The organism is Nonomuraea sp. MTCD27 (assembly GCF_041950495.1).
In the GTDB taxonomy this organism is placed as follows: Bacteria; Actinomycetota; Actinomycetes; order Streptosporangiales; family Streptosporangiaceae; genus Nonomuraea.
On the sequence record NZ_JBGNUW010000026.1, the window covers coordinates 1 to 26,412 of the forward strand.

Consider the following 26,412-nt stretch of genomic DNA (forward strand, 5'->3'; position numbering starts at 1 on the left):
GTTCACCCTGAAGGTGCATCCGTTCTCTGCGATTTCGTGATCTAGGCAATCCGATCATCGCAGGTCGGAGGCACCTTCCTTGCATCTACCGATCTTCAAAGCGCTTCAGCGGTGAATACCCGAGGTCGTCAGCGCCATCATCATCCGCCGCCCAGAAGTCGGCAGCCCCTGGCTGCGGACGCTCCCAGAAACCGCTGTCCTCCATGGACCTCGGCGACGGCGGCAGGTAGTCGTTCCAGCGCTCTTCAAGGCGCACGGCGGGCGTGACCGTCGGAGCAGAGGGCTCAGGAACATCCGTTACCGCCGAACGCGGCAACGCGATATGCCCCGGCCCCTTATCCCCGCCCGACCCCCCAGGGCCAGGCCGCCCCTCCAGACCGCCGCCACTCCCTTCAAGACCGAGCCCCGCCTCAAGACCGGGCAGTCCCTCAAGACGGGGCAGCCCCTCGCAACCGCCCCGCCCCTCATAACTGCGCCGCCCTTCGTAACCGCCCCGCCCCTCAAGACCGAGCGGCCCCTCACGGCCTGACCTCTGGCCACCACCTCTCACCGTGTCCGCTCCGGGCTCACCATCGACATCTCCACGGCGCGCCACTTCTCCGCGCACCTGATCTTCTCTACGCACCTGATCACGTGAGGGCGACTGCAGCCGCCCCTGCTCCGAGACAGTCACCGAGGGCGCCGCCGACGGTGCCGCCGACGGCTGCGAGGGCACCTCACCGACACGCGACAACGCCTCCGCGCCGAACCCCACCGGCTCCCCGCCCGATTCGGGCCGCTGAGCTCGAGACGGCTGCTCGGGGACGCGAGTCCTGGCCACGGCCAGGATGACCGCCGGCCGACGCGGTGCCGTCGTGGCGGGCGTGACGTTGCCATCCACCTCTCCGACATGAGCCTCGCGATCGGCCACCCTGGCGACCTGCGCCCCACCAGTCGGTGCACCGCCATCTCCGAGTGCCGAGGGCACGGGTGCGGAGGGCACGGGTACGGAGCCGCCCGCACCCGTGGCCAGCGAACGCCGCCGGGCCCAGGCACCCGCATGGGCGCCGAGCAGCAGCAGGAGAATGCCTCCCGCCACGTAAAAGCCGTACTGGCCGAGACTCCCGATCGGTGACTCGTTCGACTGGGCCTTCACTCCATCGCTCTGCACGGGAGCCGTATCCCCGCCGTCCTCCTTCGCATCCGCCGGCGCCAGTTCGCCGTTGTCGCCCTGCGCGTCGGCGGTCGGAATCGGAAGGTTGCCACTCGGATCGGCGTCAGGCAGGTCCGGCAGCTTCGTGGTGGTCGGCTTGCGAGTCGTCGGCTTGGCCGAGGGGACGGTCTGCTTCTTGGCGGGCAGCGTGGGCAGCGCATCGACGCCTCTGGCGTCTCTGCTCTTCGGCGTCTGGTCGTTGCCGGTCGTCGTCTTCTTCGTCGGCTGCGCCGCGGGGGCGGCGGGGAAGCTGATGTACGCGGCCGCCGACTCGCCCGATCCGATCGACCCGCCGTCGCCGTCCCCCCTGAACGCCTTGACCGTGAACCCCACCCTCTGCCCCGCCGCCTTGGCGGGCACGCCCAGCACCGCCTTGCAGGACGAACCCGCGCACGCGCTGTCGGCGGGCAGTCTCCCGACCACGCCGGACTGCGTGTTGGACACCTCGTACGACTGCAGGTCAGGCTCGGATCCCCTGCTCCAGGTCACCAGGACCTTGCTGGTGCCCTGCTTGCTCGCGTTCACGTCGCCCGGCGCCTCGGCAGGCCGTCGCAGCTTGAACGTGCTGGTCGCGTACCTGGTCCCGGTGATCTCTCCCTTGAGGGTCACGGTGAAGGTCCCGTTGGGGGCATCGCCGGCCGCGAACGTACCGGAGATCGTCTGGTTCGCCCCACCTCCCGCGACCTTCTGGCTGGGCGTGGAGGGCCCTTCGACGTACAGCCCTATCCGCAGCTGCATCAGGCCCGTACGCGCGGAGACCGTGACGGACGAGTCCGACACCACCTGACCGTCAGAGGGCGAGGTGATCTGGCCGGAGGAATCGCCCTGCCCCGTCATCGTGTCTGCTTGAGCGGCTCCGCCAAGCGCGATGGATCCGGCCACGATCAGCCCTGCGGCCACCACTCTGCCGACTACCGTCACGACGCTTCCCTCCATCGAGAGCCTCGCCGCCTGAGCACCCACGGGGCGTTCATGCGACGACCGGAAGTGCAGTCCGCCCGGCCGATACGGTCACCGACCGTCCCCGGACCCGCACCCTAGCGACTGTGGTCCTGCGCTCCCAGACTCCCTGTCACATACGGCATGGACCGAGGGTAAGCGGAACCTTACGGGAGGGATCCGACTCTTGGACACCACGTCCAAGAAGTCGTGACTTGATTGCGACATTGCCCCGTCAAGCCACAACAGCCACAAAGCTCCCCAGCCCTTGGACCACGCCCATTTCGTGCAAGAGCGTTCATGCAACCGCCTGGAGTTCTTGCACAAGGACGCCGCTCACACCGCTCGATCTCTCGTTCGAAGATCAGCAATTCATCGTTGCATTCGAAGATCTACACCTAGGGTGCGTCGCGGAACGAGTCCAGAACAACGTGCTGGTTGACACAGAAAACGCCTCATCTTCTCGATCGATATCTCGCTTCACAGACACAGCGGCAGCGCCGAGTCCCCAAGCTAAAAGACCGTCATCGATCAGCCCGGGCAGCACACACACCCAATGCAGCGACCGAGGATGCGGCGGCTAGTGATCGTTTCCCGTTGGTGCGGTGGGGGTCGCTGGACCTGCGCGCGATCTGCCCGTCAGGGTGCGGGGTCCCAATACCGGCAATGAGATCGGTAACGCGGTCCAGACGTCGGCGACGTCTTCGGTGATCTTGCATTGCGTCAGGTCGACGCCATTTTCCTTGGCCAATGCGGAGGCCCTCTCGCAGGCGCCTTCCGGGTCGATCAACGCGAGCTTCGCCGCTGCCAGGGCGCTGAGGTCTGCGGCGCTGTTGACTCGGTGGCGGGCCACGCGCACAGATCCCACTGTTGCGAACGCTGTGGCGATCGCCATCAGGAGCCCCATGAGGGCGACGCCCCAGAGGGTGGCCGAGCCACGGTTTCTGGAGTCGAGCGCTTTGCCACGATCTTTGGAGTTGATTGCTTCCTCCCCATCCGATGTCTTGAAGGCCGTAGAGGCCATAGGTGTTTGTGATGGCGATATGAGGCATCAGTGCCTTGTGCAGGCAAGCCCATGCCGTGGCGGCGGTGCCGACCGATGAGGCTGGTCGCGACCCTCCCCCGCTCGATCTGGGCCAGCATCGTGTTGAGCGAATTTGCCGGGCGCCCGACCCCGGTGCTCAGCGGAGCCGGCTCGGACATGTGGCGGGTGAGGGCGCCCTCCGCGCGGTACAGCCCGGAACGGTCGTCACCGAGGCTCCGTCGTACATGTCCAGGCGCGGCAGGGCAACGGCGAGCGTCTCGGTGACGAGGTCATCGTTCGGTGTCTGCGGTGGCTGTTGCCGATACGCGGACTGCGGGTAGGGATTCGCCCCAGGACGGACGTACTTCTACTGTGATCTGCACTTTTGTTAGTTTCGGATCGCGGGTTATGTCTACTTGAGCGTCTGGGCTGGTGGCTGCGCGGGCGAAAGTGCGGACCTGGTCCAGAGGCTCGCCTCTGGCTGCGGCTCGGACTGCTGCTCGGGCGGCATCGACGCATTCGAGTTGGACGCCGACGGCTTGAACGGCCCACAGGGCGGCGGCCAGCACGACCATGAGGGCGGGCAGCATCGCGGCGGTCTCGGCCGTAACCGAACCGCGCGATGCCGGCCGCTCGGTGCTCATGAGGGTCCGCGTGTGGCGGAGGGTCATTCCTTCGTCGTGTTGAGTGCGCGGTCGATGAGTGACGTCAGCATTTCCTGGACCTCTGGGCTGCTCACGACCTTGAAGAGGAGCGCGGCGAAGGCACAGGCTGCGATGGTTCCTACTGCGTATTCGGCGGTGGACATGCCGCGCTCGCGGTTGACGGTTGCGTAGTGGAGCCACTTGTTGGGGCGCAGGCGAGGGCTTCTGGTGTGTCGGTTAGGGGTTGGTGAGGGGTTCACGGACTGCTTGATCGGAGCTGACGGGTCTCGCTGCGGGGTGGCGCCCGCCGTTGCTGGCTTTTGGGTCGTTGGAGCATCCGCCGTGGCGGTGCGGGGGGTTGGAGCGTCTGCTGCAGTGATGTGGGGTGTTGGAGCGTCTGCTGCTGTGGTGCGGGTGGTGAGGGTGGCTGTCGACGTGGTGTAAGCGGTGGTGGTTCGGGTGGCGTTGTGCCCATGGGTTGCGAGGTCGGACGGATTTGTTGTGGCGGTCTGGGTGGGGCTTCGGACGAATTGCTGGATGAGGCTTCGGACGATGTGGCCGTGTGGGCTGGTGCTCGACGTGGTGGTTGGAATCCGGTCTGGGGTGGCTTTGATGTCGTCTGGCGTGGTGGCGGGACTGTGCATCTTGCCTCCAGGGTGTTCGGGAGCCGGGGTCTTGTCCGGCGGGAGTCCAAGGCTCGCTCAGGCGGGGTGGGTGCCGGTGAGCCGAGCGCCGTTCTGTGGATAAGTGAGGCGCTGGAGTAATGCCTTGTGGATAGCGATGCCTTGGTGATGAGGAGTCCGTAGGCGTTGGTTGGTCGTGCTGGTGGATTGAGCGCTGGTGGGCTCCGGCACGGGGTTGCAGGGGCCTGCGGGTGTGGTGTCTCGGAGGGGTGTTTGTGGTTACGGGATGATGATGGTGGAGGCTAGGCCGGCTATTACCGGGACGATGCCCAGTAGGACGAACGCCGGGAGGAAGCACAGGCCCAAAGGCGCTACCGCCTTCACACCGACGCTTCTCGCCGAGGCGACAGCGGTGGCTCTGGCGGCTTCTCGGGCGTCGTCGGCCAGCCGGGTCAGGACGTCGGCCACCGGGGCGCCGCTTTGCGCGGCGCGGCTCATGGCTCGGGACAGTTGGCCCATGGCGGGGTCTCTTGCGAGGGCGGCCCAGGTTGGCTCGGGGTCGGCGCCCAGGCGTAGCTGGCTGCTTGCCCAGGTCAGACGGTCGCCGAGGGGGCCGCCTATCGCGTGGGCGGCGATCTCCGTGGCGGCGCTCACCGGGCATCCGGCGCGCAGGCAGGCGGTCATCAGGTCGGCGGCGAAGGGGAGGTCGGCGGCGATTCGGTGGCGGTCGTGCTGGGCTGATTGTTGGGGTTCTCTTCTGTGCAGGTACAGACCCACTGCCGGTGTGATGAGGAGGCCGGCGACGGCTCCGGCCAGGCCCCCGATCAGGAACACGAAGATCAGGCCCGTGCATGTGGCGGTGAGGGTTGTTCTGCGGGTGAGCTTGTGTGGGCGGGGAGTCGGGTCCAGCCAGATTGGGGGGTGCTGGCTTTCGTCGGGGGGTCGGGTGGCATGGCTGTTCGGGTGCTGAAGGTCTTGAGGGTGTTGGCGGAGTTGAGGGTGTTGGCGGATTTGGGGGCCTTTGGGGGCTTGGGGGTGGGAGGGGGAGGCTGGTGAGGACGGGGGATTGTTCGGGGGGCGTAGGCGGGTGAGGCGTGCTGCGGGCGTTCTTGGTGAGAGCCACAGCCAGGCGGAGATGGCGGCGCACAGCGCGGACAGCAGCTGGAGCATCGGCGGGAATCCGATCGGGGGCGTTGGTTCGGGGGCCGTTCGGGATGTAAGGCTTGGCGTGAGGGGTTGTGGGGGCGGGGTCTTGAGTTCAGGTCTGGGCTTGGGTTGCCATGTGGTTGGTCCACCACAGGCCGCAGGCGTCCAGGGCGGCCCCGGTCACCAGGCACATGAAGCCGGGGAAGCTGCCGAACAGGAAGTCCAGGGGGTGCATGTTCAGGGCGCCGACCATGAGGAGGCCGAGGGCCGGGAGGATGGCGAGCATTCTGGCCGTGGTGCGTGGTCCCGCCAGTTGTGCTGCCACGTCCTGGCGGTGGGCCTGGGCGGTTCGTAACGTGTGTGCCACTCGGTCGATCAAGGAGGCCATGCCCGCGCCCACCGTGGTGCCGACCTCCCAGCAGGCCGCCAGCCTGTGGAGGCCCTCTCCTCCTTGTGGTGGGGCCGATGAGGTCAGGGCCGCGGAGACGTCGCCGCCGTCCCGTGCGGCCGCGATCACCGGGCGGAGGAGGCTGGGGTCGGGGAAGTCCACTGCGGTCATGGCTCTGGTGAGGGCCTCGCCGGGGGTGCGGCCGGCCGTCAATTCCGCTGACAGGGACTGGCACAGCTCGATCGATGCCCGTCGCCAGGCCTCCGCGCGGCGGGCAGGGCTGGGGCGGGTGAGGAGCCTGGACAGGGGTGGCCATGATGAGGGTTTGGGCATGTCCGAGGTCAACAGCTTGGTCAGTCGGGTTGTGGCTGGGTCGGGGGCTGTCCACAGCCATATGGCGAAGGCTGTGGACAACGCGGATATGAGGGCGCTGGTCATCGCCTTGGTTCCGTTGTGGGGAGATCGCACGGTTCAGGGACGGCTGTGCTGGGGTGATCGTGGTTTCGACCCAGGTGTGCTCGGCGGGTCAGGGCGTCGTAGCCGGGGCCTGGTCGGGTGCCGCCTGCTGCGTCGAAGGTCAGGGCCGGGACCGACTCGACGAAGCCGGCCGGTGTTCTGAAGAGCAGGCAGATCTCGGCTATGCGCCTTCGGCCGTCCGGGCGGCCGCGGGTCAGGTGGATGACCGCGTCGAGGGCCGCGGCCAGTTGGCTGTGCACGGCCTCTCTGCTCAGGCCCGCCGCGCAGCCGAGCGCCTCCAGACGAGGTGGTACGTCGGCCGCCGTGTTGGCGTGCAGCGTGCCGCAACCGCCCTCGTGGCCGGTGTTCAGGGCGGCGAGAAGATCCACTACTTCGGCTCCTCTCACCTCTCCGACCACCAGGCGGTCGGGGCGCATTCTGAGCGCCTGCCGGACCAGGTCGCGCAGGCCCACCCCGCCCGCGCCCTCCAGGTTCGCCGGGCGGGTCTCCAGGCGGACCACGTGAGGGTGGAGAGGGCGGAGCTCGGCCGAGTCCTCCACCAGCAGGAGGCGGTCGCCCGGGTCCGCGAGGGAGAGCAGGGCCGACAGGAGCGTGGTCTTGCCCGTGCCGGTGCCGCCTGTCACGAGGAAGGCGAGCCTGGCGGTGACCATGGCGGTGAGCACCGGGATCGCGGACGGGGCGATCGTGCCTGCCGAGACGAGGTCCGTCAGGGTGAAGGTGCGGCGTGGTGGCAGGCGCAGGGAGACGCAGGTGCCGCCGGACGCGACAGGCGGGAGCACCGCGTGGAGGCGTACTCCTCCTGGGAGCCGGGCGTCCACGTACGGGGATGCGTCGTCCAGGCGCCTGCCCGCGGCCGTCGCCAGGCGTTGCGCCAGCCTGCGGACGGCTCCGTCGTCCGCGAACGTGACCGGGGTTCGGCGCAGGCCGGTGCCGTCGTCGATCCATACCTCGCGGGAGCCGTTGACCAGGACGTCCGTAACGTCGGGGCGGGCCAGGAGCGGTTCCAGTGGACCCGCGCCCATCAGGTCGGCGCACAGGGCCCGGGCGACGGCGAGGATCTCGGCGTCGCCGTACACGGACTTCTCGGCTCTCAGGGCCACTGCCACCTGGGCGGCGCTGGGCTCGGCGCCTGTCCGGGCCAGGCGTACGCGAACGGCCTCGACCAGGTCTGGGGAGACGGCGGGCCGGGCTTGCGGGTGTGGCTCCTGGACTTGGAGGTCGGGGGTCATGCCGTTGGGAGGAGGTCTCGCAGGAGGGAGGTGCAGAGGGCGCCCAGCACGGTGCGCGGGCCCAGTTTGGGCAGCTCTCCGCGGTTGAGGGTGGCGGTGAGCCTGGGCTGGTCGGGGAGGTTGCCGACGGATGGGACGCCCAGGGAGGCCATGGCCATGTCGTCGTCCAGGACTCCCGGACGGAGGACGGCGCGGACATCGGCGGTGTGTTTGCGTACCTCGGACAGGACCTGAGCGGCCGAGAGGATGCCGCGTACGTCCGCCGTGGCCACCGCCAACGTGGTCTTCGCTCTGGTCAGGGCCTCTGTCGAGGCCGGGTCCAGGTGCCGGGGGAGGTCGACGACGACGAGGTCGAAGCCGCGCCGGCCCGCTTCGAGGACCGAGCGCATGGCCTGCGCGGGGATCGCCGCCACCTCGCCTCTGTGGAAGGACAGCACGGCCAGCTCCCCGAACGCGGGCAGCGCCGCTTGCAAGGCGCCGGAATTGATCCTGCCCTCCCTGGCCACCAGGTCCCCCCAGCGGGCGCCCGGCGCCTCCTCGTGGCCCAGCAACGCGTCTATGCCGCCGCCCAGCGGGTCGGCGTCCACGAGCAGAGTGCGGAGGTGGTCGGCCGAGGCACGCAGAGCCAGGCAGGCGGCGAGCACGCTCGCGCCCGCTCCGCCTCGGCCGCCGATCACGCAGATCACGGATCCCGACCGGGGGTCCGGCTCCATGGCATCCGCGAACCGGTCGACCAGGTGGCGTTCGTCGCCGGGGAGGGTCAGGACGGTCTGAGCGCCCACGGCCACGCATTTTCGCCAGGTGTCCGGGTCCTCGGTGTCTCGGGTCACGAGGAGGACCTGGTCTCGGGCGGGAGGTGAGGTCGCGGCCACGGCGTCCGCCTGGTCCGCGCCGATGGCGATCAGCGGGGCGAGGTTCCAGAAGGGGCGGGCGTGGGCGGGGATGTGGGCCACGTCGAGCTGCGCACCGGCCGCGGCGGCGATGCGGACCAGGTCGTCGAGTAGGGCGTGGTCTTCGGTGATGACCAAGGGGCGGTGCATGTGAGGCCTCCCTGCGGGGTTGGGAGGCCCACCCTGGTGGAGGTGGCGGGGGCGGTGGCGAGCCGAACGGGGTTCTGTGGATCGGGGGTGGGGTGGGGTCAGGTGCTGTGGATAACTCGCTGTGCCAGGCTCTGCGGCCCGGTGCCAGAGGGTGGTGATCCCGGAAAGCCCGGGTGGCTGTAGGGCATGCAGGGCGGGCCGGGCCAGGCGGGGGGTCGGGCCGTCAGGGGGCCGGGCCGTCAGGGGGCCTGGATCGTGCGGAGGCTGGGCCACGCGAAGAGGCCGGGGTCATGCGAGGCGGGCCTGCACCGTGCAGGGCGGGGCGGGGCCGTCGTGGCGTGGCATGCGTGGCGGGCCGGGGGCCGAGCGGGCGGGGCCGAGCCAGCTGGGGGTGGAAAAGGGGCGACCCCCGCCGGGGGGGAGAGCGGGGGTCGCCTGATCGGTCCGGCTCCGGGGGGGTAGAGCCGGTCCCGTTTCAGAAGAAAGCTTTCATCACTGGACCAGAGCCTGGCAAGGGACTTGCAAAGCTATCCCTTGCACGGTCGCTCCAGTTTCAGGTGATACCCACGTATGCTGCCCGATCGACTCGAGTTTCGTCGAGGAGCAATCTCGCATTTTCGCCAAGTTTTTTCGCCACCCCATAACGATCACATAAAGACGATCACAGAGAGTGATCATCACGGCTCGGTAACCGGCCGGTCAAGGTGTCGCCACCCCCATACCCGAAGTGCCGGACCATGGTCGGGTAAAGGTCTTGGTACGAGGGGTTCCCATCAGGGCGGATCCGTCGTAGAAAGGTGTCACGGACCACTTGTCCGGGTGCATCAACCGGGCACCCACGCGCGACCAGCCGCGGGAGGCGCGTCGTGACGGGCTTGACCCGCTCCGACGGATAGAGGTGCACGCTTGGTAACCCGGTGTGATGCACGGCAGACGGCGTCTCATGACTGAGACGCCGTCAGCTATGTCCGTAACTCCCCCGCGGCTCGCGTCAGCCCCTCTGCATGGCCTCACAGATCGCAGTCGTCTCGCGTACGCCGAGGCTTACCGCAGCGGCACAGTGCTGTACCCAGGCGCCCACGCCCTCCGGCGTCCCGCTCAGGTACGCGCGCAGCGCATCCCCGTACGCCAGCTCCAGGTGCCCCACCTCGACCGCGACCAGTGACTTCGGGTCCAGCCCGTACTCGACCAGCGTCAACCGCTCCGCCGAACGCGCCACGATCCCGTCCGCCGTGCCGAACGGGCGCAGCACCGCCAGCTCCGCGTGCACCACGGCGGCCAGCACGATGGCGGGCGCCTTCGTGGGCTGTTCGAGCAGGCCGAGCAGGCCCTCCATGCGGGCCGCGGTGTCGGCGGCGGCCGGCGCGGGGCCCAGGGACAGCGGGTCGGAGGCCTCGTCGAAGGCACGGGGGCGGCCGAGCTCCTCCTGCGGCGTCAGGCCGGCCGCCGCCACGACGTGCAGCCGGGCGAGCACCTGCCGAGGCGCCTTCCGCCACGTCGCGCCCAGGCGGCCCATCTCCGCCGACGCGCGCAGCGCCCCCTGCACCAGCGGGTCGTGCGCCTCGTCCCGGCGCAGGACGTCCAGAGGCACGTCCACGCCCTCGATGGCGGCCGACGCCCGCGCGCCGCGCAGGGACGACTCCGTGGACACCGCGGGGCTGGCCCGGCGCAGGACGCGGTGGCGGTACAGCCGGTCGACGGCCTGCCGGGCCTCGTCCACCGCCTCCGGGACACCGGGGAACCGGGCGATGGCGGCCAATGGGTCACTCACGAGACATGACCTTACCTGCGGGTAGCACCGGGACGACGAGGCGCGGGGCCCACCACCAGAGTGACCCCGGTGCGGCGATCCAGGGCGGTGGCGGGGTGGCAGAGAGTGGCGGGACGCCGGATCACGTGGGGCGGCAGGCGTACCGGCCGGGCGGAGGTGACCCTCGGTGTACGGCCGGGAACGGCCCGGCAGCCAACCCCCGAGAAACCCCGGCACACCCGGCCCCGAGGGGGGCCCATAAACCCCACCCGCATATTCTCCAGATTTCAGGATGACAACATTTCAATAGCAGTTGTAATGCGCCCTGATAAGGCTCCCCCACGGTACAGACCTGTCTAGACCTCTTGTGTACCGAGGTCGTGAGCTGGTGAAGTGGGACACGACCTATCCAATCTGGCCATAGAAGGAGCATGAGGTGGCCCCGGAGACCGCTGGTAACGAGCCCCAGGCGCTGTCCAACCTGCTGCAGGAGAATCGCCGGTTCGCACCGCCGGCCGACCTGGCGGCGGCCGCGAACGTGACCGCAGCCGCATATGACGAGGCCGCCGCGGACCGTCTCGCCTTCTGGGAGCAGGCTGCCGACCGGCTCACGTGGGCCAAACGGTGGGACACGACGCTCGAATGGAATCCCCCCTTCGCCAAGTGGTTCGTCGGCGGGGAGCTCAACGTCGCCTACAACTGTGTCGACCGCCACGTCGACGAGGGCCGCGGCGACAAGGTCGCCTATCACTGGGAGGGCGAGCCCGAGGGCGACACCCGCACCCTCACCTACAACGACCTGAAGACCGAGGTCAGCAAGGCCGCCAACGCCCTGCGGGAGCTCGGCGTGAACAAGGGCGACCGGGTCGCGATCTACATGCCGATGATCCCCGAGCTGCCGATCGCGATGCTGGCCTGCGCCCGCATCGGGGCGGTCCACTCGGTGGTGTTCGGCGGGTTCTCGGCCAGCGCGCTGAAGAGCCGGATCGACGACGCCGACGCCAAACTGGTCATCACCGCCGACGGCGGTTACCGCAGGGGCAAGCCGTCGGCGCTCAAGCCGACCGTGGACGAGGCCGTCGCCGAGTGCCCGCAGGTCGAGCACGTCCTCGTCGTACGGCGTACCGGCCAGGACGTCGCCACCAACGGCAAGGACGTGTGGTGGCACGACGTGGTGGAGCGCCAGAGCGACCAGCACACCGCCGAGCCCCACGACGCCGAGGACCCGCTGTACATCCTCTACACCAGCGGCACCACCGGTAAGCCCAAGGGCATCCTGCACACCACCGGCGGCTACCTGACGCAGACGGCCTGGACCCACCACGCGGTCTTCGACCTCAAGCCCGAGTCCGACATCTACTGGTGCACGGCCGACATCGGCTGGGTGACCGGCCACTCCTACATCGTGTACGGCCCCCTGGCCAACGGCGCCACCAGCGTCATCTACGAGGGCACCCCGGACACCCCGCACCGCGGCCGGTTCTGGGAGATCGTGCAGAAGTACAAGATCACGATCCTCTACACCGCGCCCACGGCGATCCGGACGTTCATGAAGTGGGGCGACGACATCCCCGCCAAGTACGACATGTCCAGCCTGCGCATCCTGGGCTCCGTCGGCGAGCCGATCAACCCCGAGGCGTACGTCTGGTACCGCGAGCACATCGGCCACGACCGCTGCCCCGTCGTGGACACCTGGTGGCAGACGGAGACCGGCGCCATCATGATCAGCCCGCTCCCCGGCGTGACCGCGGGCAAGCCGGGCGCCGCCATGCGCCCGCTGCCCGGCATCACCGCCGACGTGGTGGACGACCAGGGCAACAGCGTCCCGGACGGCGGGGGCGGCTTCCTCGTCGTACGCGAGCCGTGGCCCTCCATGCTCCGCACGATCTGGGGCGACGACCAGCGCTACATCGACACCTACTGGAGCCGTTTCGAGGGGATGTACTTCCCCGGCGACGGCGCCAAGAAGGACGACGACGGCGACCTGTGGCTGCTCGGCCGCGTGGACGACGTCATGCTGGTCTCCGGCCACAACATCTCCACCACCGAGGTGGAGAGCGCGCTGGTCAGCCATCCAAAGGTGGCCGAGGCGGCCGTGGTGGGCGCGACCGACCCGGTGACCGGCCAGGCCATCGTGGCGTTCGTGATCCTGCGCGGCTCCGCCGAGGAGAACGACGACATCGCCTCCGACCTGCGCAACCACGTGTCCAAGACGCTCGGCCCGATCGCCAAGCCGCGCCAGATCCTGGTAGTTCCCGAGCTGCCCAAGACCCGGTCCGGCAAGATCATGCGCCGCCTCCTGCGCGACGTGGCCGAGAACCGCAGCATCGGCGACGTCACCACCCTGGCCGACAGCACGGTGATGAACCTGATCTCGGAGAAGCTCCCGTCCGCGAAGGCGGAGGACTAGAACCACACACGTAGCCGCATGTCCCAATGAAACGGGACATGCGGCTACATAGGTACGCTGAGCCACCGGCCGAGACGTGGCCGTTCCCGGCCGGTGACCGCCGTGCTCGTCGCCGGCAAAGCCGCCCCGACCTGGGCGGACCTCTCCCCGGACGGCCATGACGCGCTCCCCGGGACCGAGGCCGGCCCCGCGCAGGGCCGCCCTCGATCATCGCCTCCCTGGCGGCCTGGTCATGCCCGGCCTTCGCCTTCATGTCGGCGGGGGTGAAGCCGGATGGATCAAACCAGGGCGCTATCTTTTCCGATCGGGTAGTTCTGGGAGTGATGGCGGGACGCGTGCTCGGTAAGTTCCTCGGCGTGTTCGGCGGTGCCTGGCTTTCCGTACGGCTCGGCCTGGCGAGACTGTCGGGACATGGCGTACGGCGACGATCGGCAGCGTGCCGAAGCCGTCACCACCGGGAACCTCGCGGCCGGCCTCATCGCGTCGATCCTGGCGGCGGTGTTGCTCAACGCACGAGTACGCAGCGCCGCATTTGCGCTGGATGATGTTTGACACGGCCACCAGGCCTCGATAGGAGACGTTCATGCCGCAGACTCCCGAGGAAGAATCCCTGGGCTCGCTGGTCGCCCAGGCGAGCAGTCACATCTCGTCCCTGATCCGCTCGGAGATCGAGCTGGCCAAGGCCGAGTTCAGGTTCGACGCCAAGCGGGTCGGCACGGCGGCCGGGATGTTCGCCGCCGCGGCCTTCATGGCGCACCTGTGCCTGATCCTCGCCTCGTTCACGATCGCCTACGCGCTGGCCCAGGTCATGCCCAACTGGCTCGCCTTCCTCATCGTGACCGTCTTCTACCTGCTGGTCGCAGGTCTGCTGGTGTTCGTCGGGATCCGCCGGCTCAAGGGTCTGGCCGGGATGAAGCGCACCGCCCGATCGATCAAGGGGCTCAAGGAGATCGCCACTCCCGAGGAGCCGGCGCTGCCGGTGCCCAGCCCGGATCGCGAGCCGGTGACCCGAGATGGCGCCTGACGAGTCCGTCGTCCAGATCGAGGGCCCGTGGACGCACCGCGCGGTGCACGCGGGCGGCACCCGGTTCCACGTCGTGGAGGCCGGTGACGGGCCACTGGTGCTGCTGCTGCACGGGTTCCCGCAGTTCTGGTGGACCTGGCGGCACCAGCTCACCTCGCTGGCGGGCGCGGGATACCGGGCGGTGGCGGCCGACCTGCGCGGCTACGGCGGCAGTGACAAGCCGCCGCGCGGCTACGACCTGCCCACGCTGGCCGCCGACGCGACGGGGCTGATCAGGGCGCTGGGCGAGACCGGGGCGATCGTGGTGGGGCACGACTGGGGCGGGCTGCTGGCCTGGACGATGGCCGTGCTCGACCCCAAGTGCGTACGCCGGCTGGTCGCGGTGTCGGCGCCACACCCGCTGCGGCTGCGCAACGCGCTGCTGACCGACCCCTTCGGGCAGCTCAGGGCCAGTGGCCGCCGGCTCGGGTTCCAGCTTCCCCTGCTGCCCGAGCGCCGGCTCACGCGCCACGACGCGGCCCTGGTGGGGCGGCTGCTGGAGGACTGGTCGCGGCCCGGCTGGCCGGACCCCGGGGAGTCGCGGACCTACCGCGAGGCGTTCCGGATCCCGGCCGTGGCGCACTCGGCGCTGGAATACCACCGCTGGTTCGGCCGCTCCCAGCTCCGCCCCGACGGCCGCCGTTACGCCCGGGCCATGCGTACCGAGGTCGAGGCCCCCACGCTGCACCTGCACGGAGCGCTCGACCCGAGCGTCCTGCCACGCACGGCGCAGGGTTCGAGCCGCTACGTGGCGGCCCCCTACCGGTGGCGGCTGTTCGAGGCGGCCGGCCACTTCCCCCATGAGGAGATCCCCGACGTGTTCGACACCGAGCTGCTCGGCTGGCTGAACGATCCGGAGCCCGACCGATGAGAGACCGCGATCCCGAGGGCCGCCCGCGCAGCGCCCGGCCGCGCGACGCGTACGGCAGGCCGCTCCCCTACGGCTCCCCCGGCCTGCCCAGGGTCCCCGACGACTACGCCCCCACCACCGAGCAGGCGCTGGCCGACGGCCGCCGCTTCCTCGACGAGGGCCTGCCGTTCAACGCGCACGAGGTGTTCGAGGGCCGCTGGAAATGCGCTCCCGAGGAAGAGCGGGAGTTGTGGCAGGGCCTGGCGCAGATCTGCGTCGGGCTGACGCACCTGCAGCGCGGCAACGGGCGCGGCGCGGTGACCCTCTTCAGCCGGGGGGCCGCCAAGGCGCAGTCGTACGGCGGCGCGTACGACCCCGTCGGCAAGGCGGCCTCGGGCCTGACCCAGGACAGCGACCCCGACGAGGCCATCGCCCTGATCCTGGCCAAGCTCCCCCGCTAGCCCAGCGCGGCGCGGCCCGCGACCAGCGCGCGCGTGGCGCCCGTCGCGCGCTGGACGGCCGTGTCCACGGCCCGCTCGCCCTCGCCGAACATGCCCAGATGCAGCAGCCCCGCGAGCCCGTGCGCGGTGGCGGCCACGGCCGTCCCCAGCGCCTCCGCCGCACCCGGATCGCCGCCCGACAGCGCCATCGCGGCCGTGCGGAAGGCCTCCTTCACCGGCTGGGTGGCCCGTTCGAGCTCCGGCTCGGCGATCGGCGACAGGGTGCCGAAGACGGCCTCGAACAACGTCCGGTGCTTGGCGGCGAACCGCACGTATCCCCTGGCCACCGCCACCAGCCGGTCCTCCGGCGAGTCGCCGCCGCGCTCGGCCATCACGGCCGTGACGAGCAGCTCCCCGACGCGTGTCCCGACCGCCAGGAGCAGCTCGTCGCGGTCGGCGAAGTGCCGGTAGGGGGCGCTGACCGCGACCCCGAGCCGCCTGCTGGCCTCCGCCAGCGAGAACCCCTGCACGCCCTGCTCGGCGATCAGCTCCATCGCGGTGTCGATGAGCGCGGCGCGCAGGTCGCCGTGGTGGTAGCGGTCGCGTTTGCTCGTTCGGGGCGTCGGGGACACCGCCTCAGATTAGCGACAGCTCGTTCAGCTTGCCGATCTCGGCCTCCGTGAGGCTGAACTCCATCGTGGCGGCCGCCTCCGCCGCCTGCCGGGGCTTGGACGCGCCGGGGATGGCCACGACCGTGTCGCCGTAGCGGTTGATCACCCAGTTGACGGCCACCTGGGAGATCGAGACGCCGTACGCCGTGCCGATCTCCCGCATGGCGTCGATCAGCGGCCTGGTGCGGGCCAGCCCCCGGGCGCTCAGCTCGCGCCGTCCGAAGAACCTGCGCATCACCGGCGCGGACCTGGCCAGCGCGGGGTTCTCGTGGAAGCGCCCGGTGAGCAGGCCGCCCTCGAGCGGCGAGTACGCGATCAGCGTGACGCCCAGCTCGCGGGCCGTGGCCAGGACGCCGTCGCGCTCGACGTTCCGGTGCAGCAGGTTGATGCGGACCTGGTTCGAGGCCAGCGTGACGCCCTCGGCCGCGAGCACCCGGTGGGCGAGCCTGAGCTGGCGGGCGGAGAAGTTGCTCACCCCCACCGAGCGGATCCTGCCCGCCTTGAGCAGCGCCGCCATGGCCTTGAGCTGGGCCGGGATGCTCGACAGCGAGCCGGTGGGGAAGTGGATCTGGTGCAGGTCCACGGGGAAGCCGCCGAGGTGGCGCAGGCGGTCGCCGATCGTCCGCGTGATGCTGGCGGCCGTCCGGCCGACGGGGGCCCATTTCGTGGCCACCGTGACCTGTCCGGGCCGGATCCCGGCCGCCTTGAGCGCGGCGGCCAGCGCCTCCTCCGAGTTGCCGTTCCCGTACATCTCGGCGGTGTCGAACCAGTCGACGCCGCCGTCGAGTGCCGCCCGCACCACCTGGGTGGCCGACTCCTGGTCGATGGGCCTGATCATCCAGCGGGCAACGTTCCTGGTGCCGGCGAACTGCATGCATCCCAGGCCGATGGGGGTGATCTCGATGTCGGTCGTGCCGAGCCTGCGCGTCTTCATGCCCAACCCTCCATGTGATTGCCTATCACATTGTGAAAAGCTATCACATTGGGGCGTGCGAAGGGGAGGGTCCCTTCTGGATCAGCTGATCAGTCGCACTCCTGCGTGCTGGCCGGCGAGGTGTCGCTGCGGCCCGCCGAGGCGTCGGGAGCGACCTCCTCGGCCGTCAGCACGTAGCCGGTCTGCTCCTCGTTGATCGCGGCGGCGAAGATCACGCCGTAGACCCGGCCGTCCACCGTGAGCAGCGGCCCGCCGGAGTTGCCCGGCAGCACCTGGCCGCGGATCGCGTAGACCTTCCGCCTGACCGTGTTCTCCCGGTAGATGTCGGGGCCCTCGGCGTCGAGCTGTCCGCCGATCCTGGCCGGCTCGGCGGTGAAGCCCTTGCCCTTCGGGAACCCGGCGATGATCGCGTTGTCGCCGCGGCTGCCGTCGCCGTCGAAGGACAGCTGCGGCAGGTTGAGCTCCGGCACGTAGAGGACGGCGATGTCGCGCCGCGGGTTGTAGCGCACGACCGTGGCCGCGTGGCGGGCGCCGGTGGAGTCGATGACCTGCAGGTCACGGGTGACGCCGGCGACCACGTGGGCGTTGGTCATGATCCGGCCGGGGGCGTAGACGAAGCCGGTGCCCTCGATGTGCTTGTTGCAGCTCTCGGCGTTGCCCTGCACCTTGACGATCGCGCGGCGGGCCCGGCTCAGCTTGGCGCCCTGCAGCACGCTCTGGTCGGGCGGCTGCACGTCGATGAGCTGGCCGGCGCCGATGGCGTCGAAGACCGGCGGGAACTCCGAGCGGTCGATGAACTTCTTGAACGGCTGCTGCCAGTTGCGCGCGGCCTGCGGGATGGCGTCGTCGACCGTGGTCAGCAGCGCGGAGTTCTTGACCTGGTCGACGAGCGGGGTGAAGGCCGTCGAGACGATCAGCGACCCGATCAGCCAAGCGATGACCAGCACCGACAGCGCGCTGGCGAACGTGCCCCCGATCGCGTCGGCCACCTTGGCGGGCTCCCAGGTGACGTGGCTGCGCACGACGGCGCCGAGCGTCGAGGAGGCGAACTGGCCGATGGTCGCGGCGAGGAAGACGATCACGATGGCGAGCAGCGCCTGCGGCGTGTCGCCGTCGACGACGGCCTTGGAGACGGGCGGCGCGATGAAGACGCCCAACACGGCACCGCCGACGAACCCCACGAAGCTCATGGCCCCGATGATGAAACCCTGCCGGTAACCCGAGATGCCGAAGGCGATCACGAGGCCGATCAAGATGAGGTCAAGCAGATCACCGCGCACGCTTCAAAGGTAACCAGCGATACGGTCAAGTGTGCACGTCTTCGATCAGGACGGCGTCACTCACCTGGCTATCTTGAGCGGTATGCCGCCGGACGAGGGAACAGTGCGCGATCTCATCCAGGCAGCGCTGCGCGACACCGATCCTGACGGCCCTCTGCGCTGGCACGTGATCTCCTTGCTGCGCCAGCGGGGCGACCTGGAGTCGTTCATCGAGGCGCGGCGGCTGTGCGCCGCCGACAGCGTCGCCGAACGTCTCCTCGGCGTGGACATCATGGGGATGCTGCGGCCGTTCGTGGACCGTACGCTGCCGGTGCTGCGCTATCTCGCCGCCAGCGAGGACGACGCCATGGTGCTCTATTCGGTGCTGATCGCGTTCGGCCACCTGGCGGACCCGCGCTCGCTCCCGTCCGTGATCGACCTGGCCGCCCACAACGACCCCCGGGTCAGGTACGGCGCGGCGTACGCGCTGCAGCACGTGCTCGGCGAGCCGCCGGACCGGGCGGGCCTGGAGACGCTGCGGGCGCTGGCGGCCGACAGCGACGCGGACGTGGCCGGCTGGGCCTCGCTCGGCGTCGCGCTCAGATCGCCCTATTAGCCGCGGGAGGCGAGGGTCACCACGTCGGGCGGCAGATCCTCCACCTGAGCCGGATCCCACGGCTGTTCGAGCCCAGCCTCGCGCAGCACCGTGTCCAGCACCATCGCCGTGAACCCCCACACCAGCATCCCGCGCACCCGGAACGCCGGCCCCGCCGTGCCACGGGGATGCCGCAGCATGACGCGGTTGCCCGGGTCGACCAGCTCGGCGAGCGGCACCCGCTCCACGGAGTCGACCTCGTCGGGCGAGGCCGCGTGCACCGCCGACGGCTCGCGCCACCAGGCGATCACCGGCGTGACGCGGTTGTCGCTGTGGTTGAGGTAGAGCTCCGGCATCGTGCACAGCACGTGCACCCCGCTCGGGTCGGCCCCGGTCTCCTCCTCGGTCTCCCGCAGGGCGGCCTCGATCGGCCCGGCGTCCTCCGGGTCCACGCCGCCGCCGGGGAAGGCGGGCTGCCCCGGGTGCCTGCGGCCGCGCGTGCTGCGCTGGATGAGGAGCACGTCGGGGCCGTTGGGCCCCTCGCCGAACAACATGAGCACCGCCGCCGCCCGGCCACCCCGGCTGGGCGGCCGAAAGAAAGGGGGAACACGGATCTGCCGCGCTTGCGCCGCCAGTCTTTCGAGCCAGTCGGGCACTTGGGTCACGCATCCTCCAACACGCCGGGGCGCGAATGACTTCCCTCGATCAGGAGAAGGGGCCGGGCCTGACAAGCTTCGTGGCCTCGGCGGGGGCCGTGGGGCCGGTGCCGTACGAGGGGCAGAGCGCGGCCAGCGGGCACACGCCGCACGCCGGCCGCCGGGCGTGGCAGATGCGGCGGCCGTGCCAGATCACCCGGTGCGAGAAGATCGTCCACTCCCGCTTGGGCAGCAGCTCGCCCACGGCGTGCTCGATCTTGACGGGGTCGGTCTCCTCGGTCCAGCGGAACCGGCGGACGAGCCGCTGGAAGTGGGTGTCCACGGTCAGGCCCGGCACGTCGAACGCGTTGCCCAGCACCACGTTCGCCGTCTTGCGGCCCACGCCGGGCAGCGCGACCAGGTCTTTCAGCCTGCCGGGCACCTCACCGCCGTGGCGCTCGCACACCGCCTGGGCCATGCCGATGATGCTGTTGGTCTTCGCGCGGAAGAAGCCGGTCGAGCGGATGATCTCTTCCATCTCCGGCCGGTCGGCGGCGGCGTAGTCCTCCACGGTTGGATATTTCGCGAAGAGGGTGGGGGTGACCATGTTGACCCGCTTGTCCGTGCACTGCGCGGACAGGATGGTCGCGACCAGCAGCTCCAGCGGGTTGCCGAAATCGAGCTCGCAATGGGCGTCCGGGTAGGTCTCCGCGAGGATGCGGTTCATCTTGCGCGCCCGCCGAACCAGAGCGAGCTGGGTCTCAGGCTTGCGCCCCGCCGCGTTCGTCGCCATGCGGCAAGAGTAGAAGCTCCGGGGAACGGTTGAACCAAGGACGGCTTATCCGCGTACAACCTGGCGCCTTGGAAGGGGGTCGTCATGGGTGATCAGGGAGCGACGCTGGCGGAGTTCGTCCGGCATGGAGGTCCGCTGCGCGGCCAGGCGCTGCACCGGCTCGCCGTGACCTGCGTCGCGGCCATGGCCAAGCTGCACGCGCGCGGCACCGCCGGGGTGCGGCTCAGCAAGGAGAGCGTGGCGCTGGGCGCGCGCGGCCAGGTGCTCATCGGGTGGCAGCGCTCCGCGACGGAGTCCGGCCTGCCGCGGGCGGAGGACGTACGGGCTTGGGCCGACCTGGTGGTCTTCGCGGCCACCGGCGCCGAGGACGGCGACACCTCCGTCCTGTGGCCCGCGCTGCGGATCGCGGTCGAGCAGTGCCGCCACCCCGAACCCGCCTCCCGCCCGCAGGCCGCGGACGTGCTCCGGGTCCTGCTCAGCCGGTCGGTGGCGGCGGCGGTGGCGTCCGTGGACGACCTCCTCTCCGGGGACCACCGGAGGGCGGGCTGAGCTCCGAGGAGTGCCGGTCGCGCGGTGAATCAGGCCGTCCGGTACCTTTCCCCCGGGAGCTGACGCACCTGGACAGGCTCCGAACACTCCGGCGTTCCCATAGCCTGTGTGTGCTGTCCGGAGTGGGGTGAGTCACAATGGCAGCAGAGGAGGCAGAGTGAACACCGAAGATGTGCTGGGCAAGGCCCCCCTGTTCGCCGCGCTGGACCGCGAGAGTGCCGCCGCGCTGCGCACGAGCATCACCGAAGTCCAGCTGTCCAAGGGGCAGACGCTCTTCCACGAGAACGAGACGGGCGACCGGCTCTACGTGGTGCTGGAAGGCAAGATCAAGCTTTCCCGCACCTCCCCGGACGGGCGGGAAAACCTGCTGAGCGTGCTGGGGCCGAGCGAGATGTTCGGCGAGCTGTCGCTGTTCGACCCGCGGCCGCGCACGGCCACGGCGACGGCGCTGACCGAGGTGCGCCTGGCCGGGCTGGGCCACGACGACCTGCGGCCGTGGCTGACCGGCCGGCCCGAGGTGGCGCTGCACCTGCTGCGCGCGCTCGCGCAGCGGCTGCGCCGCACCAACGATGTGCTGGCCGACCTGGTCTTCACCGACGTGCCCGGCCGGGTGGCCAAGCAGCTGCTCGACCTGGCCGAGCGGTTCGGCACCAAGACCGACGACGGCCTGCGGGTGCACCACGACCTGACCCAGGAGGAGCTGGCGCAGCTCGTCGGCGCCTCGCGGGAGACGGTCAACAAGGCGCTGGCCGACTTCGCCCAGCGCGGCTGGCTGCGGATCGAGGCCAAGGCCGTGGTCATCCTCGACATGGACCGCCTCTACAACCGGTCCAGATAGTCCAGCTGCGCCAGCACCGACATCTCGGCCGCCGGCCAGAGCGATCGGTCGACGTCGGCGTACACGATCTTGACGATCTCCCGTGGCGTGCGCGCGCCCTGCGCGCGCGCCGCCCTGATCTGGTCGAGCCGCTCGCGCCGGTGGGCGATGTAGCCGTCGAGCGCGCCGATCGGGTCGGGCAGCACCGGGCCGTGGCCGGGCAGCAGCGCCCGCGCCTCCAGGCTCTCGGCCGCCGCTCTGAGCCGGTCGAGGCTGCGCAGATAGTCGGCCAGGCCGCCGTCGCGGGCGATGATCGTGGTGCCCCTGCCGAGCACGGTGTCGCCGGTGAGCATCGCCCGGTCCGCCGGCAGCCAGAAGCACAGCGAGTCGAACGAGTGGCCCGGGGTGCCGTACACGTGGATCTCCAGGCCGGCCACGGTCACCACGTCGCCGTCGGCGAGCCCCTCGTCCCCCAGCCGGTGGCGCGGGTCGAGGGCGCGCACGGGCGCGCCGACCATGCCCGCGAAGCTCTTGGCGCCGCCGCTGTGGTCGAAGTGGCCGTGGGTGAGCAGGATCTCGGTGACGCGGCGCGGCCCCAGGTGCTCGCGCACGCGGCTCAGGTGCGACTCGTCCTGCGGCCCGGGATCGACGACGACCACCTCCTCGCCGGTGCCGATCACCCACGTGTTGGTGCCGTCGAGGGTCATCGCCGAGGGGTTGGGGGCGAGCAGGTTCTCGGCGTGATCGGTACGCGACCCGTCGGGCGTGTCGAGCGGGATGTGCAGCCCGCTCATGTGGTCACCAGCCGCATCTCGCCCTCGATCTCCACGGCTCTGGGCATGATCGTGACGATCTCCCGGGGCGCGGCCAGGACGCCGGCCACGCTGTCGTACGCCGCGAGCTCGCTCAACGTCCGGTACGTGGGCGGCATGAGGAAGATCTCCCCCTTGTGCGCCAGCTCTATGGCCTCGTCCGGGCGCTGCCAGACGACCTGGTCGGCCTCCCCGCCCACGTCGCGCGTGCGCTGCCCCTCGGGCAGCACGGCGGCGAAGAACCGGGTGTCGAACCGCTTCTGCTCGATCTCCGGCGTGATCCAGTGCGCCCACGCCTTGAGCAGGTCGGAGCGGAGCACCAGGCCGCGCCGGGCGAGGAAGTCGGCGAAGCCGAGGCTGCGGTCGATCAGCGCCAGCCTGTCGGCCTCCCAGTCCGCACCTGTGGTGTCGGCCACCACGGAGTCGGGCCCGGGCCCCGCCAGGAGCACGCCGGACTCCTCGAACGTCTCGCGCACCGCCGCGCACACCAGCCCGCGGGCCAGCCGCTCCCCGGCGTTGAAGACCTCGCCCCACTCCGCCGGGGACGGCCCGGCCCAGGCGACGGCCTGATCGGTGTCGCGCACGTCCACGGAGCCGCCGGGAAAGACGTACGCGCCCGCCGCGAAGGCCATCGTGGCCTTGCGCCGCAGCAGGTAGACCTCCGGTCCCGGGCGCAGGAGCACCACCGTGGCGGCGTCCCGCGCCGGCACCGGCTGGATCCGCCCGGCGAGGACTTCCCGCGCCCGGGCGGCGAGTTCGGCTGGAAGCGGCAATCCGGTCACATGACCTCCTCCTAGAACATCACTCGGTCATGGTGACATATGCCCCGTCAGCCGACTTCGGCGATCAGCTCCACTTCCACGGGCGCGTCGAGCGGCAGGGAGGCGACGCCCACGGCGCTGCGCGCGTGCTTGCCGGCCTCGCCCAGCACCTGGCCGAACAGCTCGCTGGCGCCGTTGCCGACCTTCGGCTGGTCGGTGAAGGACGGCTCGCTGGCCACGAACACGACGACCTTGACGATGCGGACGACCTTGGACAGGTCACCGACCTCGGACCTGAGCGCGGCCAGCGCGTTGAGCGCGCAGATGCGCGCCATCTCCACGCCTTCCTCGGTGGTCAGGTCGGCGCCCAGCTTGCCGGTTCTGGCCAGCTTGCCGTCGACCAGGGGCACCTGGCCCGAGGTGTAGACGAGGTCGCCGGTGCGCACGGCCGGGACGTAGGCCGCCACGGGCGCCGGCACCTCGGGCAGCTTCAGGCCGAGCTCCTCGAGCTTCTGCTCAGGGGTCACTGCTTCTCCCTCTTGAAGTAGGCGACGAGCTGCTCCGGCGTGGCGCCCTGGAGGATCTGGACCAGCTCCCAGCCGTCCGCGCCGAAGTTGTCGAGAATCATCTTGGTGTTGTGGATCAGCACTGGGGCTGTGAGGTACTCCCACTTCTTCATGGGGGCAGCTTATTGTGAGCAATCTCAAACGGTGGTCGTCGGCTTTCGACAAGTGACCGTTCGGTAGCCTCGAAACGTGGACTCTCCGGACACGGATTGGGCCGACGTACGGCTGCACGTCGTCACCGGCAAGGGCGGCACCGGCAAGACGACCGTCGCCGCCGCCCTGGCCCTCGCCCTGGCCTCAGGCGGTCGCAAGGTGCTGCTCGTGGAGGTGGAGGGCAGGCAGGGCATCGCGCAGATCTTCGACCTGCCGCCGCTCCCCTACGAGGAGCGCAGGATCGCGGTCGCGCCGTCGGGCGGTGACGTGTACGCGCTGGCCATCGATCCCGAAGAAGCCATGCTCGAGTACATGGAGATGTTCTACGGGATGCGCCGGGCGGGTCGCGCGCTGACCAAGATGGGCATCGTCGACTTCGCCACCACCGTGGCCCCCGGCTTCCGCGACGTGCTCGTCACGGGCAAGACCACCGAGGCGGTGCGCAGGCGCGGCAGGAACGGCCGCCGGATCTACGACGCCGTCGTGCTCGACGCGCCGCCCACGGGCCGCATCACGCGCTTCCTGAACGTCACCAAGGAGGTGGCGGGCCTGGCCAAGGTCGGGCCCATCAAGAACCACTCCGACCTCGTCAGCGGCGTCGTGAAGTCCCCGGAGACCGCGGTGCACTTCGTCACGCTTCTGGAGGAGATGCCGGTACAGGAGACGCTCGACGGCCTGGCCGAATTGCGCTCCGCCGGCCTTCCCCCGGGTGGAATTTTCATCAACATGGTGCGCGAGTCACTCCTGCCCCAAGCCGCTCTTGACACGGCTGTCAAGGGCCGGTTCGACGCCGAGGAGATCGCGCTCGGGCTCAAGGCGACCGGCGTCGCCGACGGCGCTCAGGCCACGGCGCTGGCGGAGGCGCTCGCCGCGGAGATCGTCGAGCACGCCCACCGCACGGAGCTGGAGCGCGCCGAGCGCGAGACGCTGGCCGAGGCCGGGCTGAAGAGGTACGAGCTGCCGCTGCTGGCCGACGGGGTGGACCTGGCCGGCCTGTACGAGCTGGCAGAGAGCATCCGCACCCAGGGAGCAGCGTGAAGAAGCCCGCCAGACTCGACATCGACGCGATCCTCGACGACCGGGGCACCCGGATCATCGTCTGCTGCGGCGCCGGCGGTGTGGGCAAGACCACGACCGCGGCCGCCCTCGGCCTGCGGGCCGCCGAGCGCGGCAGGTGCGTGGTCGTGCTGACCGTGGACCCGGCCCGGCGGCTGGCGCAGTCGATGGGGTTGACCGAGCTGGACAACACCCCACGCCTGGTCAGCCCGCCCGAGGGCGACGGGCAGCTCTTCGCCATGATGCTCGACATGAAGCGCACGTTCGACGAGATCATCGAGGCGCACGCCGACCCCGAGCGGGCCCGCCAGATCCTGTCGAACCCCTTCTACCAGTCCCTCTCCTCCAGCTTCTCGGGCACGCAGGAGTACATGGCCATGGAGAAACTGGGCCAGCTCCGCCGCTCGGACGAGTGGGACCTGATCATCGTGGACACGCCGCCCTCGCGCTCGGCGCTGGACTTCCTGGACGCTCCCGAGCGGCTCGGGCGCTTCCTCGACGGCCGGTTCATCCGGCTGCTGACCGCACCGGCCAAGGCCGGCGGGCGCAGCGCGTTCCGGCTGCTCAACGCCGGGTTCGGGTTGATGGCGGGGGCGATGACCAAGTTGCTGGGCGCCCAGGTGATCAAGGACCTGCAGACGTTCGTGTCCGCGCTGGACGCGGTGTTCGGCGGGTTCAGGCAGCGTGCCGACATGACGTACCGGCTGCTCCAGGCGCCGGGCACGGCCTTCCTCGTGGTGGCCGCGCCCGAGCGCGACGCGATGCGCGAGGCGTCCTACTTCGTGGAGCGCCTGGCCGAGGAGCGCATGCCCCTGGCCGGCCTGGTGGTCAACCGGGTGCATGAGTCGCCGGCCTCGGCGCTCTCCGCCGCCCGCAGCGCCGCCGCCGCGGAGGATCTGGAGTCGAGGGGCGAGCACGAGCTCACCGCCGCCGTGCTGCGGCTGCACGCCGGGCGGATGCAGCTCGCCGCCCGCGAGAGCCGCGAGCAGGAGCATTTCGTCTCGGCCCACCCCACGGTGCCCGTGGTGCAGGTTCGCGCCATGTCCGAGGACGTCCACGATCTGACGGGTCTTCGGCAGATCGGGAATCTGCTGGCGACCGCATAGAAGTACGGCCGGCGGGCGACGCCGGCCGTACGCGGCCGCCGGGCTGGGGTCAGCCGGCGATCAGCTCGTTGGTTCGTTCGTACTCTTCCTTGGCGGACTCGAGCAACTCGCGCCACGAGTCCACGTCGGGCCGCCGCCGCAGCAGGGCACGTCGTTCCCGTTCGGTCATACCGCCCCACACCCCGAACTCGATGCGATTGTCCAACGCATCGGCGAGGCATTCAGTACGGACCGGGCAACCCCGGCAGATGAGCTTGGCTCTGTTCTGCGCGGCGCCCTGCACGAACAGGGCATCCGGATCCGCACCCTTACAGGCGGCACGGGAGGTCCAATCCGTGATCCACATTTTTCGACCCCACTCCCCTTAGGTGGTCAGTCGTCATTTGGGGCCGACGGGCGCGGGCGCCGAGCCTCCGTATTCAGTTGCCGCAGGGAGAACGTACGCAACTAGACGTTCGGGCCGACAGACCCCAGAGGACCAATTTCTCGC

General features: G+C 70.2%; 29 protein-coding genes and 1 pseudogene. 11 read left to right on the plus strand and 19 right to left on the minus strand.

From position 1 onward, the window contains the following. Nucleotides 1-85: 85 nt before the first annotated feature. The 9 genes from ACBJ59_RS50945 to ACBJ59_RS50985 all read right to left on the minus strand — a co-directional run bounded on the left by ACBJ59_RS50945 (nt 86) and on the right by ACBJ59_RS50985 (nt 10,473). Nucleotides 86-2,113, minus strand: coding sequence for a hypothetical protein (locus ACBJ59_RS50945; protein ID WP_375117229.1), 2,028 nt, complete (start codon nt 2,111-2,113; stop codon nt 86-88). A gap of 598 nt (nt 2,114-2,711) precedes the next feature. After that, the gene (locus tag ACBJ59_RS50950) at nt 2,712-3,155 is read right to left on the minus strand and encodes an Rv3654c family TadE-like protein (RefSeq protein WP_375117230.1); all 444 of its coding nucleotides are present in this window, start codon (nt 3,153-3,155) and stop codon (nt 2,712-2,714) included. A 290-nt stretch (nt 3,156-3,445) separates the two neighbouring features. Continuing rightward, the gene (locus ACBJ59_RS50955) at nt 3,446-3,826 is read right to left on the minus strand and encodes a TadE family type IV pilus minor pilin (RefSeq protein WP_375117231.1); all 381 of its coding nucleotides are present in this window, start codon (nt 3,824-3,826) and stop codon (nt 3,446-3,448) included. Then, nucleotides 3,823-4,443 carry a DUF4244 domain-containing protein gene (locus ACBJ59_RS50960; RefSeq protein ID WP_375117232.1) on the minus strand — a complete coding sequence of 207 codons (621 nt, stop codon included), beginning with the start codon at nt 4,441-4,443 and terminating at the stop codon, nt 3,823-3,825. The genes ACBJ59_RS50955 and ACBJ59_RS50960 overlap by 4 nt, the downstream gene beginning before the upstream one ends. A 258-nt stretch (nt 4,444-4,701) precedes the next feature. Then, the gene (locus ACBJ59_RS50965) at nt 4,702-5,256 is read right to left on the minus strand and encodes a type II secretion system F family protein (protein WP_375117233.1); all 555 of its coding nucleotides are present in this window, start codon (nt 5,254-5,256) and stop codon (nt 4,702-4,704) included. A 424-nt stretch (nt 5,257-5,680) separates the two neighbouring features. After that, nucleotides 5,681-6,394, minus strand: a complete 714-nt coding sequence (locus tag ACBJ59_RS50970; RefSeq protein ID WP_375117234.1) for a type II secretion system F family protein — start codon at nt 6,392-6,394, stop codon at nt 5,681-5,683. After that, nucleotides 6,391-7,662: a TadA family conjugal transfer-associated ATPase gene (locus tag ACBJ59_RS50975; RefSeq protein WP_375117235.1), complete on the minus strand. Its 1,272-nt coding sequence runs from the start codon at nt 7,660-7,662 to the stop codon at nt 6,391-6,393. The genes ACBJ59_RS50970 and ACBJ59_RS50975 overlap by 4 nt, the downstream gene beginning before the upstream one ends. Then, nucleotides 7,659-8,702 (minus strand): septum site-determining protein Ssd, encoded by a 1,044-nt coding sequence (gene ssd, locus ACBJ59_RS50980; RefSeq protein WP_375117236.1) that lies wholly within the window; start codon nt 8,700-8,702, stop codon nt 7,659-7,661. Before ssd ends, ACBJ59_RS50975 begins: the two co-directional genes overlap by 4 nt. Before the next feature lie 991 nt (nt 8,703-9,693). Continuing rightward, the gene (locus ACBJ59_RS50985; RefSeq protein ID WP_375117237.1) at nt 9,694-10,473 is read right to left on the minus strand and encodes an oxidoreductase; all 780 of its coding nucleotides are present in this window, start codon (nt 10,471-10,473) and stop codon (nt 9,694-9,696) included. A 415-nt stretch (nt 10,474-10,888) separates the two neighbouring features. On the opposite strand from ACBJ59_RS50985, the gene acs reads away from it, so the two are divergent. The 6 genes and pseudogenes from acs (at nt 10,889) to ACBJ59_RS51015 (ending at nt 15,236) form a co-directional block, all read left to right on the plus strand. After that, on the plus strand, nt 10,889-12,862 hold the full coding sequence (gene acs, locus ACBJ59_RS50990; protein ID WP_375117238.1) for an acetate--CoA ligase: 1,974 nt from the start codon (nt 10,889-10,891) through the stop codon (nt 12,860-12,862). Between the two features lie 251 nt (nt 12,863-13,113). Then, nucleotides 13,114-13,209: pseudogene (locus tag ACBJ59_RS50995) on the plus strand (hypothetical protein); the annotation flags it as partial. Between the two features lie 64 nt (nt 13,210-13,273). After that, nucleotides 13,274-13,414, plus strand: coding sequence for a hypothetical protein (locus tag ACBJ59_RS51000; protein WP_375117368.1), 141 nt, complete (start codon nt 13,274-13,276; stop codon nt 13,412-13,414). Between the two features lie 31 nt (nt 13,415-13,445). Beyond that, on the plus strand, nt 13,446-13,886 hold the full coding sequence (locus tag ACBJ59_RS51005; protein ID WP_364126061.1) for a phage holin family protein: 441 nt from the start codon (nt 13,446-13,448) through the stop codon (nt 13,884-13,886). Continuing rightward, on the plus strand, nt 13,876-14,796 hold the full coding sequence (locus ACBJ59_RS51010; RefSeq protein ID WP_375117239.1) for an alpha/beta fold hydrolase: 921 nt from the start codon (nt 13,876-13,878) through the stop codon (nt 14,794-14,796). The genes ACBJ59_RS51005 and ACBJ59_RS51010 overlap by 11 nt, the downstream gene beginning before the upstream one ends. After that, nucleotides 14,793-15,236, plus strand: a complete 444-nt coding sequence (locus ACBJ59_RS51015) for a DUF309 domain-containing protein (RefSeq protein ID WP_375117240.1) — start codon at nt 14,793-14,795, stop codon at nt 15,234-15,236. The genes ACBJ59_RS51010 and ACBJ59_RS51015 overlap by 4 nt, the downstream gene beginning before the upstream one ends. On the opposite strand, the gene ACBJ59_RS51020 is transcribed toward ACBJ59_RS51015, so the two are convergent. The 3 genes from ACBJ59_RS51020 to ACBJ59_RS51030 all read right to left on the minus strand — a co-directional run bounded on the left by ACBJ59_RS51020 (nt 15,233) and on the right by ACBJ59_RS51030 (nt 18,100). Continuing rightward, the gene (locus ACBJ59_RS51020) at nt 15,233-15,847 is read right to left on the minus strand and encodes a TetR/AcrR family transcriptional regulator (protein ID WP_375117241.1); all 615 of its coding nucleotides are present in this window, start codon (nt 15,845-15,847) and stop codon (nt 15,233-15,235) included. The genes ACBJ59_RS51015 and ACBJ59_RS51020 overlap by 4 nt on opposite strands. Nucleotides 15,848-15,851: 4 nt before the next feature. Further along, nucleotides 15,852-16,820 carry an aldo/keto reductase gene (locus ACBJ59_RS51025; RefSeq protein WP_375117242.1) on the minus strand — a complete coding sequence of 323 codons (969 nt, stop codon included), beginning with the start codon at nt 16,818-16,820 and terminating at the stop codon, nt 15,852-15,854. Nucleotides 16,821-16,909: 89 nt separating this feature from the next. Then, complete coding sequence (locus tag ACBJ59_RS51030; RefSeq protein WP_375117243.1) at nt 16,910-18,100, minus strand: MarP family serine protease; 1,191 nt, start codon at nt 18,098-18,100, stop codon at nt 16,910-16,912. 82 nt (nt 18,101-18,182) lie between these two features. Between ACBJ59_RS51030 and ACBJ59_RS51035 the strand changes: the two genes are divergently transcribed. Next, nucleotides 18,183-18,695: a HEAT repeat domain-containing protein gene (locus tag ACBJ59_RS51035; protein WP_364137689.1), complete on the plus strand. Its 513-nt coding sequence runs from the start codon at nt 18,183-18,185 to the stop codon at nt 18,693-18,695. Here ACBJ59_RS51035 and ACBJ59_RS51040 read toward each other — a convergent pair. Further along, nucleotides 18,692-19,339, minus strand: a complete 648-nt coding sequence (locus tag ACBJ59_RS51040; RefSeq protein WP_375117244.1) for an NUDIX hydrolase — start codon at nt 19,337-19,339, stop codon at nt 18,692-18,694. The genes ACBJ59_RS51035 and ACBJ59_RS51040 overlap by 4 nt on opposite strands. A 40-nt stretch (nt 19,340-19,379) precedes the next feature. Then, a complete protein-coding gene (nth, locus tag ACBJ59_RS51045) occupies nt 19,380-20,102 on the minus strand; it encodes an endonuclease III (RefSeq protein WP_364137685.1) in 723 nt (240 codons plus the stop codon). A gap of 84 nt (nt 20,103-20,186) precedes the next feature. Between nth and ACBJ59_RS51050 the strand changes: the two genes are divergently transcribed. Beyond that, nucleotides 20,187-20,651, plus strand: a complete 465-nt coding sequence (locus tag ACBJ59_RS51050) for a hypothetical protein (protein WP_375117245.1) — start codon at nt 20,187-20,189, stop codon at nt 20,649-20,651. Between the two features lie 157 nt (nt 20,652-20,808). After that, nucleotides 20,809-21,489 (plus strand): Crp/Fnr family transcriptional regulator, encoded by a 681-nt coding sequence (locus ACBJ59_RS51055; protein WP_043629901.1) that lies wholly within the window; start codon nt 20,809-20,811, stop codon nt 21,487-21,489. Here the strand turns inward: ACBJ59_RS51055 and ACBJ59_RS51060 are convergent. Genes ACBJ59_RS51060 through ACBJ59_RS51075 form a run of 4 tightly spaced genes read right to left on the minus strand, consistent with a single transcriptional unit; the run spans nt 21,471 to nt 23,720 of the window. Then, nucleotides 21,471-22,262 carry an MBL fold metallo-hydrolase gene (locus ACBJ59_RS51060; protein ID WP_375117246.1) on the minus strand — a complete coding sequence of 264 codons (792 nt, stop codon included), beginning with the start codon at nt 22,260-22,262 and terminating at the stop codon, nt 21,471-21,473. The two genes, ACBJ59_RS51055 and ACBJ59_RS51060, sit on opposite strands and share 19 nt — an antisense overlap. After that, nucleotides 22,259-23,053, minus strand: coding sequence for an NUDIX hydrolase (locus ACBJ59_RS51065; RefSeq protein WP_375117364.1), 795 nt, complete (start codon nt 23,051-23,053; stop codon nt 22,259-22,261). Before ACBJ59_RS51065 ends, ACBJ59_RS51060 begins: the two co-directional genes overlap by 4 nt. A gap of 56 nt (nt 23,054-23,109) precedes the next feature. Further along, nucleotides 23,110-23,568, minus strand: a complete 459-nt coding sequence (locus tag ACBJ59_RS51070; protein WP_375117247.1) for a RidA family protein — start codon at nt 23,566-23,568, stop codon at nt 23,110-23,112. Beyond that, nucleotides 23,565-23,720, minus strand: a complete 156-nt coding sequence (locus ACBJ59_RS51075) for a hypothetical protein (protein WP_165959776.1) — start codon at nt 23,718-23,720, stop codon at nt 23,565-23,567. Before ACBJ59_RS51075 ends, ACBJ59_RS51070 begins: the two co-directional genes overlap by 4 nt. A 76-nt stretch (nt 23,721-23,796) precedes the next feature. On the opposite strand from ACBJ59_RS51075, the gene ACBJ59_RS51080 reads away from it, so the two are divergent. Beyond that, entirely contained in the window at nt 23,797-24,798 is a 1,002-nt protein-coding gene (locus tag ACBJ59_RS51080; protein WP_375117248.1) for an ArsA-related P-loop ATPase, read from the plus strand. Then, entirely contained in the window at nt 24,795-25,922 is a 1,128-nt protein-coding gene (locus tag ACBJ59_RS51085; RefSeq protein WP_375117249.1) for an ArsA family ATPase, read from the plus strand. The genes ACBJ59_RS51080 and ACBJ59_RS51085 overlap by 4 nt, the downstream gene beginning before the upstream one ends. A gap of 49 nt (nt 25,923-25,971) precedes the next feature. Here ACBJ59_RS51085 and ACBJ59_RS51090 read toward each other — a convergent pair whose 3' ends face one another. After that, a complete protein-coding gene (locus ACBJ59_RS51090; RefSeq protein ID WP_020542548.1) occupies nt 25,972-26,268 on the minus strand; it encodes a WhiB family transcriptional regulator in 297 nt (98 codons plus the stop codon). Between the last annotated feature and the right edge of the window lie 144 nt (nt 26,269-26,412).

Excerpts from the sequence above, each read along its gene's own strand:
- ACBJ59_RS51075 (WP_165959776.1), bottom strand. The coding sequence starts at position 23,720 with ATGAAGAAGTGGGAGTACCTCACAGCCCCAGTGCTGATCCACAACACC.
- ACBJ59_RS50970 (WP_375117234.1), bottom strand. The coding sequence starts at position 6,394 with ATGACCAGCGCCCTCATATCCGCGTTGTCCACAGCCTTCGCCATATGG.
- ACBJ59_RS51010 (WP_375117239.1), top strand. The coding sequence starts at position 13,876 with ATGGCGCCTGACGAGTCCGTCGTCCAGATCGAGGGCCCGTGGACGCAC.
- ACBJ59_RS51005 (WP_364126061.1), top strand. The coding sequence starts at position 13,446 with ATGCCGCAGACTCCCGAGGAAGAATCCCTGGGCTCGCTGGTCGCCCAG.
- ACBJ59_RS51035 (WP_364137689.1), top strand. The coding sequence starts at position 18,183 with ATGCCGCCGGACGAGGGAACAGTGCGCGATCTCATCCAGGCAGCGCTG.
- ACBJ59_RS50950 (WP_375117230.1), bottom strand. The coding sequence starts at position 3,155 with ATGGCCTCTACGGCCTTCAAGACATCGGATGGGGAGGAAGCAATCAAC.
- ACBJ59_RS50960 (WP_375117232.1), bottom strand. The coding sequence starts at position 4,443 with ATGCACAGTCCCGCCACCACGCCAGACGACATCAAAGCCACCCCAGAC.
- ACBJ59_RS50975 (WP_375117235.1), bottom strand. The coding sequence starts at position 7,662 with ATGACCCCCGACCTCCAAGTCCAGGAGCCACACCCGCAAGCCCGGCCC.
- ssd (WP_375117236.1), bottom strand. The coding sequence starts at position 8,702 with ATGCACCGCCCCTTGGTCATCACCGAAGACCACGCCCTACTCGACGAC.
- ACBJ59_RS51015 (WP_375117240.1), top strand. The coding sequence starts at position 14,793 with ATGAGAGACCGCGATCCCGAGGGCCGCCCGCGCAGCGCCCGGCCGCGC.
- ACBJ59_RS51000 (WP_375117368.1), top strand. The coding sequence starts at position 13,274 with ATGGCGTACGGCGACGATCGGCAGCGTGCCGAAGCCGTCACCACCGGG.
- ACBJ59_RS50955 (WP_375117231.1), bottom strand. The coding sequence starts at position 3,826 with ATGACCCTCCGCCACACGCGGACCCTCATGAGCACCGAGCGGCCGGCA.
- nth (WP_364137685.1), bottom strand. The coding sequence starts at position 20,102 with ATGGCGACGAACGCGGCGGGGCGCAAGCCTGAGACCCAGCTCGCTCTG.
- ACBJ59_RS51060 (WP_375117246.1), bottom strand. The coding sequence starts at position 22,262 with ATGAGCGGGCTGCACATCCCGCTCGACACGCCCGACGGGTCGCGTACC.
- ACBJ59_RS51090 (WP_020542548.1), bottom strand. The coding sequence starts at position 26,268 with ATGTGGATCACGGATTGGACCTCCCGTGCCGCCTGTAAGGGTGCGGAT.
- ACBJ59_RS51050 (WP_375117245.1), top strand. The coding sequence starts at position 20,187 with ATGGGTGATCAGGGAGCGACGCTGGCGGAGTTCGTCCGGCATGGAGGT.
- ACBJ59_RS51025 (WP_375117242.1), bottom strand. The coding sequence starts at position 16,820 with ATGAAGACGCGCAGGCTCGGCACGACCGACATCGAGATCACCCCCATC.